The sequence below is a fragment of the Paenibacillus taichungensis genome (genome assembly GCF_013359905.1).
Classification (GTDB): domain Bacteria; phylum Bacillota; class Bacilli; order Paenibacillales; family Paenibacillaceae; genus Paenibacillus; species Paenibacillus taichungensis.
Map to the genome: position 1 here is coordinate 52,070 of NZ_JABMCC010000089.1, position 18,367 is coordinate 70,436.

Consider the following 18,367-nt stretch of genomic DNA (forward strand, 5'->3'; position numbering starts at 1 on the left):
GTCATCAGAAAGTAGAAAAAGGTGTCTGCATTACTCAGCAGAAACACCTTTTTTGTTCATTTCTTATTTTGTTTGCTTACTGCTTCTATACGGCAGAATGAGCTGTACATCACCATTTAAGTCTTCCGGATTAATTAATATAGGGCCTAAATCTCCAGTTAGCACGACCCTAACCATCTTACTCTGATAAGCTTTGAGAGCTTCAATGAAATATTTCGTATTAATCGATACGGACATCTCATCACCATAAAATTCGTTGATGAAGATTTCTCCTCGACCTGCAGCTAAAGAGGTATCGTCAGATGTTAATTCGATACTTCCTTCAGGATTGGTCTTCATAATTGTTATTCCGCCTTTACTACTATCCCCTTTTAGAATAAATTGCATCTCCAGGGAAGCGAGTAGCTCCGTACGATGAATTAGGAAGCTTGCTTTATAATCCTCATTAACGGGTATGATCCTATCGATGTTTGGATAGGTTCCCTCCAGCAGTGTCGTGGTATATGTCGTATCACCTGATTGTATAATTAGACGATTATCCACATTATATAAATCTACTTTGTTGCTATTAATAAGTTTAGAAATCTTGCTTAATGGTTCAGCGGATACGACCATGCCATTGCCAAACTCAACAAGTGAATCGGTCTTATAGCTGGCTCTTGCTAATCGATGCCGGTTTGTTGTGGAAAATATGAGTTCACCATCATTTTGCTTGATATGCACTCCTGTAAAAATTGGAGTCGATTCATCAGTACTGGCTGCAAATACGGTTTTACTTAGTATTGCAATAAAATGCGATGATTCAAGCGTCAGCAATGGTTTCCCTTTTTTTGAGATGAATTTTGGAAATTCAACAGCACTAATACCCTGCATATTGATCTCCGTTTTTATCTTTGTATCAACGGATTGCAAGTTGATAAGCCTCTGATCTGTGCTTTCTTCGTTCGGATGATCAGAGACAGTAATACAGACACCTGATCCCATTTTTTTGATAATATCAATAATTAATGGAGGGATCATGACTGATCCAATGTCAAAAACCTCTAACTCCTGGTCTTTAGTTTTGATAATATGCTCCGTTGAGTTAACCGTATTATCCGTGGTTAATATAAGACCTTTTTTTGTGACATGAAACTTGATCATAGTGCAAATCGGGAATTTTGTGGACTTATCTAATGTTTCTTTTACCTTGACCAACCCATCTAACAACAATTTAGTTTTTATTTGAATTTTCATTTATGAACATCCTTTCGAATTATGGCTAACAAAAAAGGCTCAAGTTACTGAAAAAAGTAACCGTGCCTTTTTTATTTTGGAATCTCAACTTTAACTTTAAGCAAACGCTGTATGCTCTCAGTTAAGCCGATATGTTTAATAATTTCGTGAATAGTAACACAATACAAATTACTTTGAATGACCAAACCATACTGGGTTGATTGTTTATATACTAACTTGCCGTATTTATCTGAGATCAAACCTGAAGTGTCTACACCCATAGGGTAGCCATACTTTTTCATACAGACCTGGAACATCAGTTTCATGTCGAATGAATCAAGTTCAAGGTTACGAATGACTGAAGCTTTCCAAAGATTGCTACGTTTTTTTAAACCTTGAAGTACATGTTGCATTAGGATCTTCAATTTGTGACCTTTGCTTGGTTGATAAATGGCCAAGCATAAACGGTCCCATGAAGCATCGCTCATATCCAATCCTACCCTTTTCCAAATGATTACCTCAGTGCTTTGATCGGCTGCAGAACATGCTTTCCTAATCTCATGTTTCACACTGTTCTCAGAAGATACATAGATACATTCCTGTTGCTTATCCTTATTAAAGGTGATCTTAAGAGATGGCATTCCAGGTACTACATTAGTCACCGATGTCCAATCAAATTTCTTTCTTTTAAAAAGTATCAACATTACACGCCTCCTTGGATTTTTATGCAATAAAAAAAACGCACGACTTCGCGAAAGCGATGTCATGCGTTTTGGATGCAAAAAGTTTAAATTCGTTGTTAGTTTAAGACTGTAACCGGTTGATTAAACAATGGCTTTAATAAGGAATGACTCCCTGTGTTTCGCCAAGTTCATATTGTCTTCACTTACTAAAAGTGTTCACAATGTTCTTCTTCATCCTGATAAATAACGCTTACCAGTCCAATCATGTCGCTGTAATTTTATCATCTCATTTGTTGAGTACATAAACACAGATACATTGAAGAGTGTAGATTTCATAAATTAGGTTCATTTTACCTTAAAATCTACAAAAAATAAAGCTTTATGATGTTTTAGGTGCTTTTATGATGTAATTTTCGTATAGAATACCAAAAACCAAAAGCGGTAATAGTGCTGATACTCCCAAAACCGCGTTTGTCTCAAAGAACGACTGGTGGATGAAATAAAATACAATACTGAATGCGATGGCAACCAACAAATACATTAGAATTAAGGCAATCCCATTTATTTTCCTCTTAAACAATCGATCTCTCACCCACACAATTAGCGAAGTACTTACTATGGAAAGTAAAAAAACTGGAATGCTAATTAAGAATATATAGAATATGCCTGTTGTGAATGCACTATCCATCCCACCATCACTTTGTGGTCCAGCAAAAATCAGAATGGTGTACAAGACAGCAGCGGTTAATGCAGTAATTACATTGGAGAGGATAAAACGACCTAAATGTTGTAATCCTGGGCTAGTACTGTTCAAATGAAGCACCTACCTTATTTTTTTCAATTCATTTTATTATATATGATTCTTCGTTAAAATCATACTTTTATTGGAAAAAGCCTCTACATTTTGTAGAGGCTTTCTTGCATCAATTATATTAAGTTGCATTAATCAAACGAACCATATTATAAATATGTCGATCTCCACCAATAAAGCTGTTGCTCCACGAACCGTTAGTTTGTACACGAATAGCAGACGAACCTGAACCATCAAGAACAATGGTATTAACAGGATCTAAGCCAATGTGTTCAATAGACGCTTTTAGATCATTGATGGTGATAGCGTCTGGTGTTGCAATGAGATATACATCATCGCCTTTCCATGAGATCGCTGTTCTTGGCAAAGGTACATTGAATTGAGCAATACCCCAGTCAGAAGAAGTAAAACTGTTACCTCCAATAATTGTTTTAACATTACTATACTGGGCAAAAACCTCTGCTGTGTTTGTGGCATACATATATGCAGCCTTGGTTGTCCCTCCACTTGTATAGATTACTAATGTCTTACGAGCAAAGAGTTGATTGGATGAGCCGTTCCGTAAATAATTTTTTGGCAGTGTTCGGGTTTTAAGTGGTGAACCATAGCTTACAGAGACATTACCGGTATCCGTAGAAGAGTATGCGATAGATCTTCCCTCAAGCGGGGGAATATTGTAGTTATCATTCTCTGGGTAGAAGAATCCGCCGTTGATACCCATAAATGTAGTCTGCGACATCGGTTTTAGGATCGTTTCACTTTTGATGTTGGAGAGTTTCGTTTTGATATACTTCATACGTGGACCATACGGAGAAAAAACCGAAAGTGGTGCTCCTTCAACTTGTTTGTATTCATAGTTAGTAGCCATATAATTATTCCCCTATTCAAATTAGATTAGAGAAACGTAATTAAAGAATGGGACTTGCTCTGTAGCGTCATTCCTCCGCTTAGATAAGTCTTAATTACCTTCTCATATATAAAGGTAATTTAAATTTGTTTTAACAACCTTTTGAATACAATAAAGTTGTCATTTACATAAAGGATGATACTCTTCTGTATATACAATTTATCTATTCAGGGGGATTTATGAAACATCGATACATGGAAAGCTCGTTCTATGATAGAGCAAAGAAAATTGAGAGATCATTTAAAAAATCAATACGTACTGGTCAGCATTCGTTTAAAACGGGACTATGCCGGACTATCACTATACTTGGGATAACTTCATCAGATATCATATTTCGAGTAGATTCTACTGAATCTATTCATAAACTAAACCGTTTGAAATTTAAACAGGCTCTCGCGTTTGTTCTATTCCATCGCAATGTATCGAGAAAGGATTTAGAGCAGTTTCACAGCTTCAATTCACATCTAATGGCTGTATTGAATGCAGCTCTGAGTAAAAATATGTCCAGAATACTTAGGCTCGCTAATCGAACATTAAGGTTAGTTATTAAAGGTGTGAGATACTATTTTTCGGGGATGGAACTTTCTGCGAAAGATCGATTGCTCGTCCAAAGTCAGGGCGGTAAGTTTATTTTAATGAGTAATTATTATCTTCGGGGTCTATCGCGTGATAAGCTCTTAGCAACACTTAGACACTGCAGAGACATTGGATTGAATGTGATTATTGATTCTGGAAGCTTCAGCGTAATGCGGCAAGCAAACAAATCAAATCCGGACAAAAAGATAAATGATATATGTCTCAAGCAATATTGTGAGCTGCTGATCAGCATTAAAGAGTATATAATGGGGTACTTCAATTTAGACGAAGATAGTAATATCGAAAAATCAAAACGTAACCTGAAATACTTAAGTGCGAATGTTGGATTCCCGCCCTATCCTGTATGGCATCAAGGTTTTGGATGGGACGAGCTAGATAAGTTAGTAAACTCTTGTGAGCATCAGTTAATTGGAATAGGAGGAACGGTGTTTATGCATTCAACACCAGCCAAGAGAAAGCTGTTTCAAGAGATATTTTCGAAATATGGGGACCAACAAGGATTCCATTGGCTTGGAGGCTCAAGTGTATTGCTAAATGAATTTCCTTTTATTTCTACCGATTCTACTGGATTTAATATAGGCAGGAGATTCCGCCGCCTAGTACCACTCAATTCTCCTCAGATAGCCGCTCCTTCTGAGATGGACTCCATTGATTGCATAAAGTACAATATTCGTCAACTCGTGAAACTTGAGAACAATCATCACGATCATCAATATGAATTGCCCTTATAATTTGTAAGACAAAAAAACTACCGGCACAAACGTAAAATGTACCCAATAAGATAGATATGTTGTTAAGGTCTATTTTATTGGGTATTTGTTTATCATAAAATTAGATGTTGCAGCGGTTATGTTTATTAGAAGAACAAGGAAAATAAGAGATTTATGAAAAGTAGGACTAATTATGGAGTTCAATTAATTTGAAAAAGCTACCGCCTGTAAATACAGACAGCAGCTTCCTATTTTATTTCCCTTCGATCGTCACTTTTTCATTTTTTGTGTCTGGATCATCCAATTTAAAACCAACAAACGAGTCATCTACACGAGTAAATAAACTAAAATCCTTGTTATATGCTAAACCTGAATAGGTTGTATTGAAGATTTTTTGACTATTCGACCCTTGTTCAAAGGTCACTAAGTGATCAGTCTCCATAGTAATTGTCTTTTCTTCTGTTAATATCTCGCCATCTAGATTAGATCCCTTCGGATAATAATATTCAATTTTACCATTCTCCAGAATAACCTCTATCTCTTGAGTAGATTGTCCTAATTCATCTAAAGTTATATCTAGTATGTATTTACCTGTAGCTTTCGCAGTTGAATTTTCTTTTACATACTTAATTATTTCATCATCAGAAAGGTCATCATATTCATCAATTGGAAGACTTTTAAGGTTCCAGTAATGTGTTGCGTTTCCGTTTTCAAAAACATACACGTCATGAACAGCAGTATTTCTAGTTGGATATACTCCAGCTTCAAACCAAACAGGATATTTTTCTAAAGCTTCACTTAATGGCATAAAATCTTCGGCTGTATGATTTCGTGGATTATCATATATTGAATCCTCAACCGTTTGCCCAGAATCTTTGTTAGTACCACAAGCCCCTAGAATTAGTACAGTAGTAAGTACCGTCAGCATTGTCAACCATTTCTTCCTTAACACCATTTCTTAGCCCCCATATTAATTTAGGAAATTTTAACCAACTAGTAGTATAGCTGTTTTTACTGATTTCTACAAACAAATTAATAGGGAATAGAGATGATCAGTGCCTTGCTAAATAACGCATAGCCAATCATTACTCGTTTGTACAAGCAAAAGTAGCTAACATTAATGATACCAATTATGGGTAAATATACATTCAAGTGAGATAAGTTATAATCAACCAATTAGGAAAATATTAAGTTGTATAAACGTAAATCAAAAAGGCACCTCAAAGTAAAAATGAGATGCCTTTTTGATTTTTTGTAACAGTACTATAGTTTAGAAAGCAAATGACAAGAATACTACATACTAATAATATCTTACTCGGTTCACATAGCCGATTTAATATTATTACAACTCATTATCACTTAAAAGTCGAAAGTCAATTGGTCTTTAATTACATCCCCCATGGACTTAGACTTAATTCGGATCGGTGTTGTGGAGAGCTTGTAGTTTAGTAAATCGATCTTGGTTATTTTGTCTTCAGGTGTAGGGGTGAAAGTCTCCCTCCTCTTCTGTATAACAGGAGTAATTTCAATTGCTTCAGTGATAACGGCCGTTTCATCCAAGGGATTAACCATGTCAGGTACGCCACATAAACGTTTTGTTTCTTGTGTGAGGACTTTAAACGCCTGTGCTATAGCCTTAGGATACTCCTCTTCAGAAACCAGCTGCAGATTTTCATTCATATCTTTTTCAGCAGCGCTTTTCCATGTTTCAGTGAGCTCCGCTGCTGATAAACTACTAGCCAAATCTCGAGTCAGTGCTGACTCGTTATCCTTACCAAATTCTGCTATTTTATCTGATCTCTCAATCCTGCCCTCGACTAAAAGTGCAGAAATTCTCTTTTTCATCAAATGGGCAAACTGCTTCATTTGATGCGTATCTTTATTGACGAAATAACGTACAGTACATTCTTTTGTCTGCCCTATACGCCACGCTCTTCTACCCGCCTGTCTTACAGCATTGATATCATCATTTAGTTGCCAGAACATCAAATTAGGCCATTCTAGAAGGTCTAACCCGACCTGTACAAGCGAAGCATTCATAATGAGTACTTTAGTTCTCAACCTCTTCTGTTCTTCTAGCCACTCGAACCTCCCCATACTGCTTGTCGTGTTCTTATCTAGGATCACACTCTCAATCCCGGCTTCGGATAGTATTTTCTGAATACGCTCGTTTGTTTTGAATTTATTAGTGAAGTGAGTGTATATGATAGACCCTCGTCCTAATGCTCCTTCCCTACGAACAGTTTCAATCAATTCGCGTTCGGCAGAAGTACGATATTCATCTGGAAAGGTTCGTGGTGATAAATACGCAAGTCGGCCTCCATTGTCATCTAAAAACTCGATACACATTTCTTTTGTTGGCTGAGCGGCATAATTCAATAAGGATGATGCATAGACAGACCATGCTTTACTTCCAAGATCTGATTGTAATTTGGTACAGGTATCAAAGAGTTCCATTTCAAATGTTCTATAGGCTTGAGCATGTTCTTCATCCATATTAACGATTACCGGCTCTTCTCGTAGATTTACAAGAGGAAGACCTAAATCAGAAAGTTCGACAAAGACTGCTTTATGCAAAAGATGTTTGGCAACTAGCTGTGGAGCAATACCTGGTTTCTCTTTGATTTGGACATTTTCTGCTCTCCGGTTCGTTGTACGACCGGCATTACCCTCAACATTATTATCTAGATAAGTTACTCTTTCCAGGACTCCATATTTTTGAGCCCAGAGTTCTTTTGTTGTGGTGTGCTCAAAACCCTCATCTATTAAAGGACCGGGCTCTGATCGCCAAAGTGTTGCTTGAATTGATGATGAAACGCCACTTGTTAATGTTCCAGTAAGGAAAATTGCTTTATTACAGCTGCGAAGAAGTTTATGAAAAGATAATCCTCGACCGCTGTTGGATGCTTTCATTTGCTGAATTTCATCAAAGATACCTAATGAAAAGTGTGACCGAAGGTGTTTTTGAAGAATTTCAGCTATCATCCAACGAGATTTATAACGATCTTCTCCTCTCGATTTAAGAGCTGGTCGTGCCAATGAACAATGTTTCTTCTGTTTCTTCTTTTTGTCCACAGAATCTTTAATTTGGGAGTATTTAAGCTGACATGTGCAGGAAATTTGTCTAATCAGTGGAGTATAACGTTGGACAAATGCTTTTGGTAACCCGTTTGGTCCGAGGATTCTAAGTTCTCTAGCTTGATCAATGTCATTTAAATCAGGGGGATGTTTTGGAGATTCAACGAGGTCTTTCCATGTAGCCAGGATTCCAGCTTCACCGTCTTTTCCTTTAGGAGACTTTATCGGTTGATAACAATCCGGACAGCACCAATATTTTCTCCGATTACTCCAGATAGCCCCGCTAATAAATTTGCTTGCTGTTAATTTCATTCTGTCAGTGGATACCAAAACAAACTCAATCATTCCTTTGGGTACCTTTTTTCCGTTTTTGATATCTCTCACGTAGTTTAGTGCATCCTCTGTAGAATTTAATACTTTAACAATCGTATGTTGAGATCCAAGTACTGTTGGAATTTCTTCACCTGCCCACTTTGGAATAGTGATTGCCGGAGCAGTAATGAGAACGGAAATACCCTTAGGGCTTCCATTATCTTTTTTCTCTTGGTTTATTGAATATGCGAGCGATAGAGCCATTTGTGTTTTACCACAACCCATGTCAGCGGTAAGGAATGCGGAATATCCATGCTTTAGAATATACAACATTGCCATTACTGCTCTAGCCTGTGCTGGTAAGCAAATTCGGTTTGTCATACCCAAGTACTTTTTATAGGTTTTATTGTCGTATAAAGGCTTGAGATATTGATCTATTTTAGAAGATAAAAACTCAGCATTTTCTCTAAGATAATCCTCTGTTGTCATTCCTTCTGTGAATATGGCTGATTGATCAAACTTGGTTCTGTCAGATGAAAATACATTTAACGTACCATTAATTATGGCTTGATCTATAATATTAAGCACTTCTTCTTCCTTTAGTGAGGAAAGGTGCATGGCCGATATGTTATCTGCATTGGCCATATCCGTTTTTATAACGTCAATATTGTACCATTTATCTTTTGGTAGTAATGATAGATACAAATTAGCCCAATCTTTTGTTTTTGGTAGATTGTATTTTTGGGCAATAAATTGTCCAGCAAGTTCTTCAATATTATCCGATCTTGAGATAATAATTTTATCTGGATGAGAACGTTTATTTGCATCAGCTTCCATACATGCTTCGTTGTAATCTTGTACAAGAGATAAACGAGGCAATAAAAATGTATGACAGACTTTGTTATGGATTTCTTCAACTCTTCTGTAGGCGCGGTTAGTTTTATATGTTTTGGACTCCCCAGTAAAATAATTTGTAATAGTGAATTCACTTTTCGAATACATTAGAGCATGGATAGATCTGCATGCGCTTAGAGTACCGGCTATAGATAACCCAAGAACAGTGACCTGATCATTTGAAAGCATCAGCATTTTTACGTAAGCTTCAAGCGTTTTACCTTCCTCTTCAAATCTGATTATACGAATATCGGTCATAGCATATTGTAAAATAGCTATGAACTCTTCAACATTCGGGTAACCTAATGAACCTGTTTTCAGTTCACATAAATCTGAGAGAGAATGAATACCGATGAGATAATCTTGGATGATTTCCCAAACTTCATTACTGGCCATATCCATGTACTTCTCAATGTTACGGAGCATTGCTGAAATGTTGTGTCTGTAAGTATTCTGTGGATTCGTTCTGATAAGTTTCTCAATTTGATTAAGTAAAGTTGTCATATTTACATCTCACTTTCTGCTAAGTTCATAGTTGTTATTTTAGATCAATGTGACCGTCCGATTTAAATACACGGATGATAGATTTTCGCGTGAAGTTTTCAATTAACCTACTTTTCCTAGTCTCTGGATCATATTCGACCCTTTTACTTTGATGTGATTCGTCTTTAGCAACTAAAAGATGATCACCCATATATTCGGGTAAAGCTCCAGATTGTATTGCTTGAACTTGATGCGTAATTTTAAGGGGCATAGCTGGATTTCTGATGTGGTCATTTTGAAACCGAACATCTTCAACCATCGAATATACTTTGTCCATAAAGTGAATTTCACTTTCAGATTGTAGAATGTCTTCTATGGAGACTATAGTACTAGTAAATAGAAGCGTAGGTTTGTTTTGGGGGATTACTTTATAACAGACGTTGCTCCAATCTGGAGTGTCTAGTGAAGGTATTGATGCTGGGCCACTAAAGGAAAGATTAATTAAATAGTCCTCTAATTGTTCGTTAGTGGTTTTCGTTTTTTTCCGATAACCATAGATAATCACTTGTTTATAAGTATCATAATTTTCATCCGTAAAACGATACACTCTAACCTCTTCAAGACGACTAGAGATCAATTTAGCAAGATCTTTTAATGTGTATTGTGGAACGTTAAGTATTACTAATGCTGAATCAGATAAGTAACTATTGGGTTGAGTAAGGTTTCTAAAAAACTGGACCTCTGCTCTTTCCGATTTGATCTGCATAAAGGGTGGGTTTAAATATAGTAGACTAAAAGAATCATGACTCATTCGAGTGTCTTCGTACCCACATGCAAGAAAATGATCCACATGATTTTTTGCTTCAGCAGCTCTAGACTTTTCTAACTCAATTCCATAAGTGGAAACTTTGTCTGAATCATCAAAATGATTTTTCATTTGATTGATTGCGGTGCCTGTACCTGCACATGGGTCAAGAATGGAGATATTTCCATGAGTTTGAGTCGTTATCCTTTTCAGGATAAGTTCCATTTCGGATACGGGGGTAGGATAGAATCCTCCCTTAGCTTCACTTTCTAATCGAGCCATAATCGCATGTTCCTCCTAAAATAAAAAGAGTCCACTTGAAGTGAACTCTCTTAAGTATTTATTATATTTGTGAGTCTCATTTCTTTTTATTTATCAACGTGAATCTAATTTCACCTCCGCTATAGAGTAAACGATATTTTACTTTTTAATTGGAACCAACAGAATCTGTCCTGGTTGAATATTGGACTGGATATTGTTGGTTGATTGGATCAGATCTACTGCTTTTCGTGGGTCTCCATTGTAGTATTTTTTACTGATGTTGAATAAAGTGTCTCCACTTTCAACAATGTAAGTTATGTACTCATCTGTTGAATGAGTATCCATAGTTTGATTAAAGAGTGCAGCACTTCCGAAGATGGTAATACAGACATAAGTGATTGATGTAATTAAACGGCTAGATCTTCGTGCTTTACGACTAAAGATTTTGACTAGTAGTTCAACTGTTTCAATCAATTTAATCATTGTAATTGCAACGTATTTTAGTGCTTTCTTTTTCATCGGTAATCCTCCTTAAAATAGAAAAAAGCAGGGCCCGGGGGACTCTGCTTTTTTTGTGGATATATAAAAAAAGAGAAGTATCTCCATTTTTAGGATTGATACATCTCTTGGATATTCAAATATGAATTTTTAAATTTTGAGTGAAAAGGTTTTAATACTTTAAGAGATAGGCCTAAGAAAATCAAAAAGTTAACATACTCTTTCTGAAGTGTCTTGTGTCATTAATCCCTAATCAGCGTTTGCTCTTAAATTTTTAGTAGAGTACGCTCTCTCAATATAGATTTATACCCGTTATGAATGAATAAGGTATATCCATGTTATTACGGTAGTTAGTTATCATCATATTAAAATGTACATAACATATTGCGTAAGAAGGTATATTGAGAAATAAAAGTAAATCTATGCGACTATTCTATCATCAAATATATATACTTCTCAAGTTATAAGTTAAAAATTAGAGATTATTATGCTCGTAGTATGTTTTCACCTTAATTATATATATTTCTTATTATTTAGTTTTCTCTTGTGTTAGCTTGTTTTAGAGGGAAAATTTCTCTTTTATAATCTAGCTTTCTAGGGTACTAAGGCCACACGCAACGGAGTGAACTGCCACACGTAACTATGTAATCGGCCACAACTTACTTACTGTGAATAGACACACTAACAAGAGTCAAAAGCCACATGATGCAGAATAAGCAGCCACAAGAAACGGAGTCGGATAATGATCAATTCTTTGATTCCTGTGGATATCTTCAAAAATACTCTGGTTCATGTGGCTTTTAATGTCCTACTCCCTTCATTTACTCTGTTTGGTGTGGCCTTTCTTGTAATAGTGAATATGTATGAGATAATTTACTCTGCTATGTGTGGCCTTTCTGACGTACTAAACCAAGAAGGCCACACATAGCAGAGTCTTTGGTGGGGTTTATACACAATTACAAAGCCATTTTGTCTGTTTCGTGTGGCCTTACGTTATAAAGTCTGGTCTATGTGGCCGAATATTCAAGTTTAATACTCAATTTTAACTAATAACCGTATCTAGCTCTGCTTTGTGTGGCCTTCTCTATATCATAGCCTTAATAAAAATGAAGTTTACTCTGCTATGTGTGGCCGATCTAGATTGTGTATGGTACATCCACATTATGTAGTCTGGTTCATGTGGCCGAAGCCTTATCTCAGCAAAATGGAGTTGATTTACATTAATTATACAAAATTGAACATATAAATTGGTTGAACTACCAATTTTAATGATCCTGTGGTTGTTCAAAACCAGGCAATAAATGAGTTTTTCCCTGTCTAAGCTGGTTTTAATCGGCCACACAAAACGGAGTAGATAGATTATGGTTAATCCGATATAGTAAATGGACAAGGGTTACAGGAGGGGTTCGTGTGTTACCAGCTGACAATCATGAACAGATTGAGTTTTCATTTGAGCCTGATCCGATCTCGGATCATTTTATTGTTACAGAAAGTAACGTATTGATAGAGGCCAAAACTAACCTAACACTACATGAGGAACGTCTAATATATATCCTAGCTTCCCGTATACATCCAGAAGATACTCAATTTAAAACACATTTCTTTAAGGTCAGCGATATTGCAGAGCGTCTAGATATCAAAGACAAAAATTTCTATAAAAGAGTAAGAGATCTTATACGACAATTACAAGATAAGAAAGTGGTTATCGAAGAGAAAGCAACTCGATCAGTCCTTGAGGCACATTGGCTTGCATCGGCTCGGTACTTTCAAGGCAAAGGTTTAATTGAGTTAGAATTTGCTGAACAGTTGAAACCATATTTGCTACAATTAAAGGCTAACTTTACTCATTTCAAACTATGGAATATCCTTTACCTGAGAAGCAGCCACTCCCTCAAGCTATACAAATTGCTCAAACAATACTTACCACTTGGAAAAAGAAAGTTTAATAGTATCCAGGAGTTCAAGGACTTCATGGAAGTTGAGGAAGGTCAATATGACCGCTATAGTCATCTTAAGAACAGAGTCATCCTCACTGCTCAAAAAGAATTGGCTAATAAGACAGACATCCGTTTTGAACTTGAGGAGAAGAAGGTTGGGACTCGGGTTGTAAGTATTACCTTTCATATCTTCAAAAATCATAAAATGACGGAACGTGAAGTATTAAACGATGGTGATTCTGTTATTCTTACTGAGCCAATCATGGACCTCTTAGCTCGCTTTGAAGTGAAGAAGAAAACTGCTCTTGAACTAGTCAGTCAATATGGTGAAGAGCACGTGCGGGAAAACATAAAGTATGTATACGAGAAGAAACAAAATCAAGAAGTAAGCAGTATTGCTGGTTATATCGTTAAAGCGATTGAAGGTAACTATGCAGATTCCAAACAACAATATAGTAATGAAGAAGAAGAAAATCCTAAAGTATCTACAACTCACTTAAATACTAGAATTTCACAGCTGGTCTTCTATGCGGAGCAAATCATTAAAGAGAAAGTTCAAAGTGAGAAAGTTGCTTTGGATGAACTTTATCGAGATATTTGGAACGCGATCGATCAGAATATGTCAAACCGTGAAGAAATGAGATGCAGACCTCTTGTGCTAGAAGATCTGTACCATCATCATGGAAAAACGGTATTCCTTCAGATTGAAAACCAACAATTAAAACGTCTTGCTCAACAGTCTCAGTAAAATAAAAAAAGCCATCCAAGCTAGCATAAACTACTTGGATGGCTTTTCTATATCAATTTATAATAAATGCAATCTGGCCATCCGCGTTAACTTCGTAAACCGATGTTTCTTTAACTTTGAAACTTGACTTCGATTGATGTCGAATGTCGATTTCCATTAATGCGGTAACTACTCGCGAAGCAATGGCTTCAATGGGTCTAACATTCACTGAGTTGCCAAGTAATTCGTATTGCCGTGTGTTAGAGCAACCATCAACAAATTTAAACCAACCAGGGTACCCTAATATGTTCAAGATTTCTTGTGGTGTGAACTTTGAAAATCTCTTTTGGTCCTTGTCTAATAAATAGGATTGATTACTCTGTATCTTTCCATACCCTTTCGTGATGCACGCGATTTCAACTGCATTCTCGGTTACAAGCAGCTTTTTATTTTTAGCTGCAGTAAAACCAGTTTCGCTGTACTGCTGATGGTGTTGATTGTAGAAGTATCCCATTGTGGAACCCTCAATGTCACTCCACGTACGATCTTTCGTGCTACTTAGGTAATCTTTCAAACGTTTCCTTCTAGATGTTGGTGTCTTAATCGGCTCCGGAAACGAGAACTCACTTTTGTCTGATAATAAGACAGAATATCCTCTTATTCGATGATCTATACTTCCATAATCATAAGAATCGATCTTCTGATGATACACGTATGGAAAGTCCATCTGTAGCAAAGAGACAAAGCTATGATACGTGTCAGAATTAAAATATTTTGGTACATTCTCAATGAAAATAGCTCTAACCTCAGCTTGACGAAGTACCCTTACCATGTGGGGAACAAAATGCTCTAAGAGGCCCTCCATACGCCCGCCTAACAGGCTATATTCAACACAAGGGGCCGATATCAGGGCAATGTCACATTTTGGCACGTAGAGGTTATTTATAGATTTTAAATCCCCCCAGTAGACTAAGCTATCCGGATAGTTCAATTGAAAAGTTTCTATTGAGTATGCTCGATATGATGGATCTTTACCTTTCCCTTCCCAATCGAAAGGATTATTGGCTACTTCATCGATATCCAAGCCGAGAGCAGATTCACAGGCGCCGGTATTGACGAAGGCCGTCGTTAATCCGCCAATACCACAGAAAAGCGAAAGCAACCTATATTTTTTTAATGAGTGACTACAGAATTCCGGTCTCTGCCCCGTAAAATTCATTTCGAACGTCATCTCACGATATACGTAGAGTTCGCCTGGTTTGACAACGATATCAATCTTAACACCAATACCTAATACTTTATCTATGTCCGTATTTGCTAAGTCTAAAATAGGCTCACCTTTTTTATGATGCACAATGTGACTCGCTACTTCAATTTTCATGGCAGCTCTTATATGCACATGGTCAGCAAATGTTTGAACAATAATTCCTTCTCCAGCAACGAACCTACCCGCACGTAATACGGGTTTTTCTAACCATAGTCGTGTAATCGCACCATGCTTTCTTGGTTTTGAGCTTGTGCGATAATTGCGTATCATAGTTGCTCCATCTAATATATGTGATAAATTCATTGTATCGTTCCTCCAGAGATTTAAATTAGTAAATAAAAAAAGGTAGAAATCAGTTGATTTCTACCTTTTGTTGTTATTTAGATATGTGTACTGAAAGCTTTTAGTAAATTCTCATCTGGGAAGCCGGTAATCTGTGTTTCACCCTCTACAGAAATAAATATCTCAACATCTCTGCTTTGGAAGTCAGTAAGATTATACCGATCACTAAGGAAATGAATCGTTTGATTATCACTGCCATGCAGACCCATGAGGGATGAGGCTTGTTCGTCGTAACGTCCATCGATTAACACATCAATGAGTGCTAAAATTTGAGGCCCGTAATTCAGTTTCTCGATCTCCTCAAGATAAAAACCAGTAAATACAACGATTGAATATCCGAAGTGTTTTAAAGCATGTGCAAGCGTTACTAATGCTAATGGTTGTAAAAATGGTTCCCCACCACTTATGGTAATGTCTTTAATCGTTGGTGGAATAGAAGAAATAATCTCATTGATTGAAATATCTCTTCCTCCTGCTAATGAATGAGTGCTCGGATTAAAACAGCCAGGACATTGAAATTTACAGCCTTGAAAATGTATAACTGATCTCTCCCCTGGTCCATTTACTGTGGAATGATGAGTGATTTCATGTATTCTAATATCCATTGGTCCACTTCCTTATTTGTTTTTGATCATTGCTTGATTTCTAGTGTTTTTCCCTAGATATTCTTTTTTATAGGTTCGTTCCTTAACATGACCGAGACCTTTTTCATAGGGTTCTGTAGCAGCTTCACAACCATCCCCGTTATAGCCTACGGCTTCTACTATAACTGTACCGTCAGCTTTAAATAACATTATGACCTCTTTCAAATTGCTCAACTCCTAATCTATTTCGATAATTTTTGAGTGAATTTATTTTTGGGATATTCTTAATTTAATTGTTCCATCTGGTAACGTTTGTCTGATAATGTTATCCCCTTTTGACTGAGCAACCATGACCGTTACTGCAATTTGATATTCCTGCAGCAGACGACCACCCTTCTCACCAATTTCTTTTTCAACGTGACCACCCCACCAATCTGTGTGGAGCTCATAAATTTTATCAACCTTAACAAGACCTACATCATATGGGCCTTTACATTGAATGACGTAATCGGCTTTAAAGTGCTGTGATTCACTATAGGCACGCACCATCCCATTTTTAATGAGATGCAATTTTAATGCCTTCACTGCACGTTCGAGTGCTTTAATATTTTTAATTTGAGTTTGAATACGAGATGTATGAGACATAGAAGTCCCTCCTAAGTGATTTATGATAATCTTCTGTTGCTTGTAGTAGTTGATTTAGTGATTCTTTTTACGCTCTTTTTTATAGGGGTTGAGGCACTACGAGCGTTATTATTGGCCCAGGTTCTCATAGTATCAATTTCTTCTTTACGCTGACTCGACAACGGTATCGTCTGGTCAGCTGCTGTAATCAAATGAGAAGTACTCAGTTCTTTACGATCAGCAAAAGCCAGGCTTATACCATCAATAATGACCTGTTCCAATTCTGCACCTACAAATCCTTCGGTAGATTCAGACACTAGTGAAAGGTCAAAATCTTCGGGGTCTCGGCCACGTTTGGTAATATGAATAGATAGAATCTCTATTCGTTCTGAATTATCAGGAAGGTCGAACCAGAATATCTCATCGAATCTACCCTTCCTCATTAATTCCGGAGGCAGAGCATTGATATTATTGCCAGTGGCTAGCACGAAGACATCCTTTTCTTTTTCTTGCATCCAAGTTAACAACTCCCCGAATACGCGAGATGTTACCCCACTACCAGAGGAATCACTTCCTAAACCTGCAAGTGCTTTCTCGATCTCATCAATCCAGAGGATACATGGGCTCATTGATTCTGAGGTGCGTAAGGCTGTTTGCATGTTAGCTTCAGACTCGCCTACAAATGAACCAAACACCTTACCAATGTTGAATCTCAGAATGGGAAGTTGCCAAAGATTACCTAGCGCTCGAGCTGAAGCGGATTTACCTCCACCAGAGACACCACACAGCAACACTCCTTTTGGAGATTGGACACCAAAGGCCTTTGCTTCCTCAGAAAATGATTCCTTCCGGATCTTTGCCCATGTCTTGAATTCATTAGCTCCTCCAATGTCTGAAATATTGTTACTTGGAGGGATGAATTCTAAAATACCTGTTTTTTTTATGATGTTTGCTTTCTCTTCCTGGATGGTTTTTACTGCATCTGCTCCATATTCGCGATGGATTGTATAAGCGAGTGAATAGACATTTTCGGCTTCTTGTTCTGTTAAACCAAGGGAGTTTTTTAAAATGAGGGTTCGATACTCAGGATCAATAACGATATCCTTCGGTTTCGTAAGACGATCCAACACTTCGCCCATCTTTTCAATATCAAGTGGAGTAAATGTGGTTACAGCAATATCTTTCTCTACCTCAATTGGTATTACTGTTTTCGGGGATACGAAGATGATGTAGTTTGTGGGGTTAATGCAACTGAGAATTGCATCCTTGATTTTCTGTAGAATATAAGGGTTATCCATGTAATGGTGGAAGTTTTTGAGTACAAAGATTGTATTACTGTGATTTTGATTCTCATCTGTGATATGTTCCAATGCTTCCTGGGCTGTAGTCATTCCTGAATCGGAATCATCCATAGAATTTGTATAATCAAGATAACCTTCGGTGCAAGACCATACTTTCATTTCTAGCTCGCTTTCGCGTGCAATATGATGTAAAGCATTAATACATCGATTTTCCTCGAACGTATTAATCCAGATCGCTGGATAACATGCATTGATGTAATTTCCGATTGTTTGAGTAGTCATATTTATAATTTCTCCTTAAATTATAGAATAAAAAAAGGAACCTTATCCT

General features: G+C 36.9%; 15 protein-coding genes. 2 read left to right on the forward strand and 13 right to left on the reverse strand.

The window, feature by feature from the left end:
- Positions 1 to 63 precede the first annotated feature (63 nt).
- From dnaN to HP548_RS02705, 4 genes are all read right to left on the reverse strand, one after another.
- Positions 64 to 1,236 carry a DNA polymerase III subunit beta gene (dnaN, locus tag HP548_RS02690; RefSeq protein WP_175380811.1) on the reverse strand — a complete coding sequence of 391 codons (1,173 nt, stop codon included), beginning with the start codon at positions 1,234 to 1,236 and terminating at the stop codon, positions 64 to 66.
- Between the two features lie 71 nt (positions 1,237 to 1,307).
- Positions 1,308 to 1,919 carry a hypothetical protein gene (locus HP548_RS02695; RefSeq protein ID WP_175380812.1) on the reverse strand — a complete coding sequence of 204 codons (612 nt, stop codon included), beginning with the start codon at positions 1,917 to 1,919 and terminating at the stop codon, positions 1,308 to 1,310.
- Positions 1,920 to 2,277: 358 nt separating this feature from the next.
- Positions 2,278 to 2,712 carry a hypothetical protein gene (locus tag HP548_RS02700; protein WP_175380813.1) on the reverse strand — a complete coding sequence of 145 codons (435 nt, stop codon included), beginning with the start codon at positions 2,710 to 2,712 and terminating at the stop codon, positions 2,278 to 2,280.
- Positions 2,713 to 2,830: 118 nt separating this feature from the next.
- Positions 2,831 to 3,577 (reverse strand): hypothetical protein, encoded by a 747-nt coding sequence (locus tag HP548_RS02705; RefSeq protein WP_175380814.1) that lies wholly within the window; start codon positions 3,575 to 3,577, stop codon positions 2,831 to 2,833.
- Positions 3,578 to 4,083: 506 nt separating this feature from the next.
- Between HP548_RS02705 and HP548_RS02710 the strand changes: the two genes are divergently transcribed.
- The gene (locus tag HP548_RS02710; RefSeq protein WP_175380815.1) at positions 4,084 to 4,944 is read left to right on the forward strand and encodes a hypothetical protein; all 861 of its coding nucleotides are present in this window, start codon (positions 4,084 to 4,086) and stop codon (positions 4,942 to 4,944) included.
- 232 nt (positions 4,945 to 5,176) lie between these two features.
- Here the strand turns inward: HP548_RS02710 and HP548_RS02715 are convergent, their stop codons facing one another.
- The 4 genes from HP548_RS02715 to HP548_RS02730 all read right to left on the reverse strand — a co-directional run bounded on the left by HP548_RS02715 (position 5,177) and on the right by HP548_RS02730 (position 11,275).
- A complete protein-coding gene (locus HP548_RS02715; protein WP_175380816.1) occupies positions 5,177 to 5,857 on the reverse strand; it encodes a hypothetical protein in 681 nt (226 codons plus the stop codon).
- A gap of 425 nt (positions 5,858 to 6,282) precedes the next feature.
- The gene (locus tag HP548_RS02720; RefSeq protein ID WP_175380817.1) at positions 6,283 to 9,711 is read right to left on the reverse strand and encodes a hypothetical protein; all 3,429 of its coding nucleotides are present in this window, start codon (positions 9,709 to 9,711) and stop codon (positions 6,283 to 6,285) included.
- Positions 9,712 to 9,745: 34 nt separating this feature from the next.
- Entirely contained in the window at positions 9,746 to 10,777 is a 1,032-nt protein-coding gene (locus HP548_RS02725; RefSeq protein ID WP_175380818.1) for a DUF6094 domain-containing protein, read from the reverse strand.
- Between the two features lie 138 nt (positions 10,778 to 10,915).
- Positions 10,916 to 11,275: a LysM peptidoglycan-binding domain-containing protein gene (locus tag HP548_RS02730; protein ID WP_175380819.1), complete on the reverse strand. Its 360-nt coding sequence runs from the start codon at positions 11,273 to 11,275 to the stop codon at positions 10,916 to 10,918.
- Between the two features lie 1,389 nt (positions 11,276 to 12,664).
- On the opposite strand from HP548_RS02730, the gene HP548_RS02735 reads away from it, so the two are divergent.
- Positions 12,665 to 13,939, forward strand: coding sequence for a replication initiation protein (locus HP548_RS02735; RefSeq protein ID WP_175380820.1), 1,275 nt, complete (start codon positions 12,665 to 12,667; stop codon positions 13,937 to 13,939).
- A gap of 52 nt (positions 13,940 to 13,991) precedes the next feature.
- Here the strand turns inward: HP548_RS02735 and HP548_RS02740 are convergent, their stop codons facing one another.
- The 5 genes from HP548_RS02740 to HP548_RS02760 all read right to left on the reverse strand — a co-directional run bounded on the left by HP548_RS02740 (position 13,992) and on the right by HP548_RS02760 (position 18,318).
- Entirely contained in the window at positions 13,992 to 15,488 is a 1,497-nt protein-coding gene (locus HP548_RS02740; protein WP_175380821.1) for a DNA cytosine methyltransferase, read from the reverse strand.
- A gap of 77 nt (positions 15,489 to 15,565) precedes the next feature.
- On the reverse strand, positions 15,566 to 16,132 hold the full coding sequence (locus HP548_RS02745; protein ID WP_217504595.1) for a 4Fe-4S cluster-binding domain-containing protein: 567 nt from the start codon (positions 16,130 to 16,132) through the stop codon (positions 15,566 to 15,568).
- Between the two features lie 12 nt (positions 16,133 to 16,144).
- Positions 16,145 to 16,336: a DUF2997 domain-containing protein gene (locus HP548_RS02750; RefSeq protein ID WP_217504596.1), complete on the reverse strand. Its 192-nt coding sequence runs from the start codon at positions 16,334 to 16,336 to the stop codon at positions 16,145 to 16,147.
- A 42-nt stretch (positions 16,337 to 16,378) separates the two neighbouring features.
- Complete coding sequence (locus HP548_RS02755; protein WP_175380822.1) at positions 16,379 to 16,756, reverse strand: DUF1257 domain-containing protein; 378 nt, start codon at positions 16,754 to 16,756, stop codon at positions 16,379 to 16,381.
- A 20-nt stretch (positions 16,757 to 16,776) separates the two neighbouring features.
- Positions 16,777 to 18,318, reverse strand: a complete 1,542-nt coding sequence (locus HP548_RS02760; RefSeq protein WP_175380823.1) for an AAA family ATPase — start codon at positions 18,316 to 18,318, stop codon at positions 16,777 to 16,779.
- Positions 18,319 to 18,367: the final 49 nt, after the last annotated feature.

What these genes read in the sequence shown, in the direction of transcription:
- HP548_RS02695 (WP_175380812.1), bottom strand. Translation starts at nt 1,919, where the DNA reads ATGTTGATACTTTTTAAAAGAAAGAAATTTGATTGGACATCGGTGACT.
- HP548_RS02705 (WP_175380814.1), bottom strand. Translation starts at nt 3,577, where the DNA reads ATGGCTACTAACTATGAATACAAACAAGTTGAAGGAGCACCACTTTCG.
- HP548_RS02755 (WP_175380822.1), bottom strand. Translation starts at nt 16,756, where the DNA reads ATGTCTCATACATCTCGTATTCAAACTCAAATTAAAAATATTAAAGCA.
- HP548_RS02720 (WP_175380817.1), bottom strand. Translation starts at nt 9,711, where the DNA reads ATGACAACTTTACTTAATCAAATTGAGAAACTTATCAGAACGAATCCA.
- HP548_RS02740 (WP_175380821.1), bottom strand. Translation starts at nt 15,488, where the DNA reads ATGAATTTATCACATATATTAGATGGAGCAACTATGATACGCAATTAT.
- HP548_RS02725 (WP_175380818.1), bottom strand. Translation starts at nt 10,777, where the DNA reads ATGGCTCGATTAGAAAGTGAAGCTAAGGGAGGATTCTATCCTACCCCC.
- HP548_RS02730 (WP_175380819.1), bottom strand. Translation starts at nt 11,275, where the DNA reads ATGAAAAAGAAAGCACTAAAATACGTTGCAATTACAATGATTAAATTG.
- dnaN (WP_175380811.1), bottom strand. Translation starts at nt 1,236, where the DNA reads ATGAAAATTCAAATAAAAACTAAATTGTTGTTAGATGGGTTGGTCAAG.
- HP548_RS02745 (WP_217504595.1), bottom strand. Translation starts at nt 16,132, where the DNA reads ATGGATATTAGAATACATGAAATCACTCATCATTCCACAGTAAATGGA.
- HP548_RS02760 (WP_175380823.1), bottom strand. Translation starts at nt 18,318, where the DNA reads ATGACTACTCAAACAATCGGAAATTACATCAATGCATGTTATCCAGCG.
- HP548_RS02710 (WP_175380815.1), top strand. Translation starts at nt 4,084, where the DNA reads ATGGCTGTATTGAATGCAGCTCTGAGTAAAAATATGTCCAGAATACTT.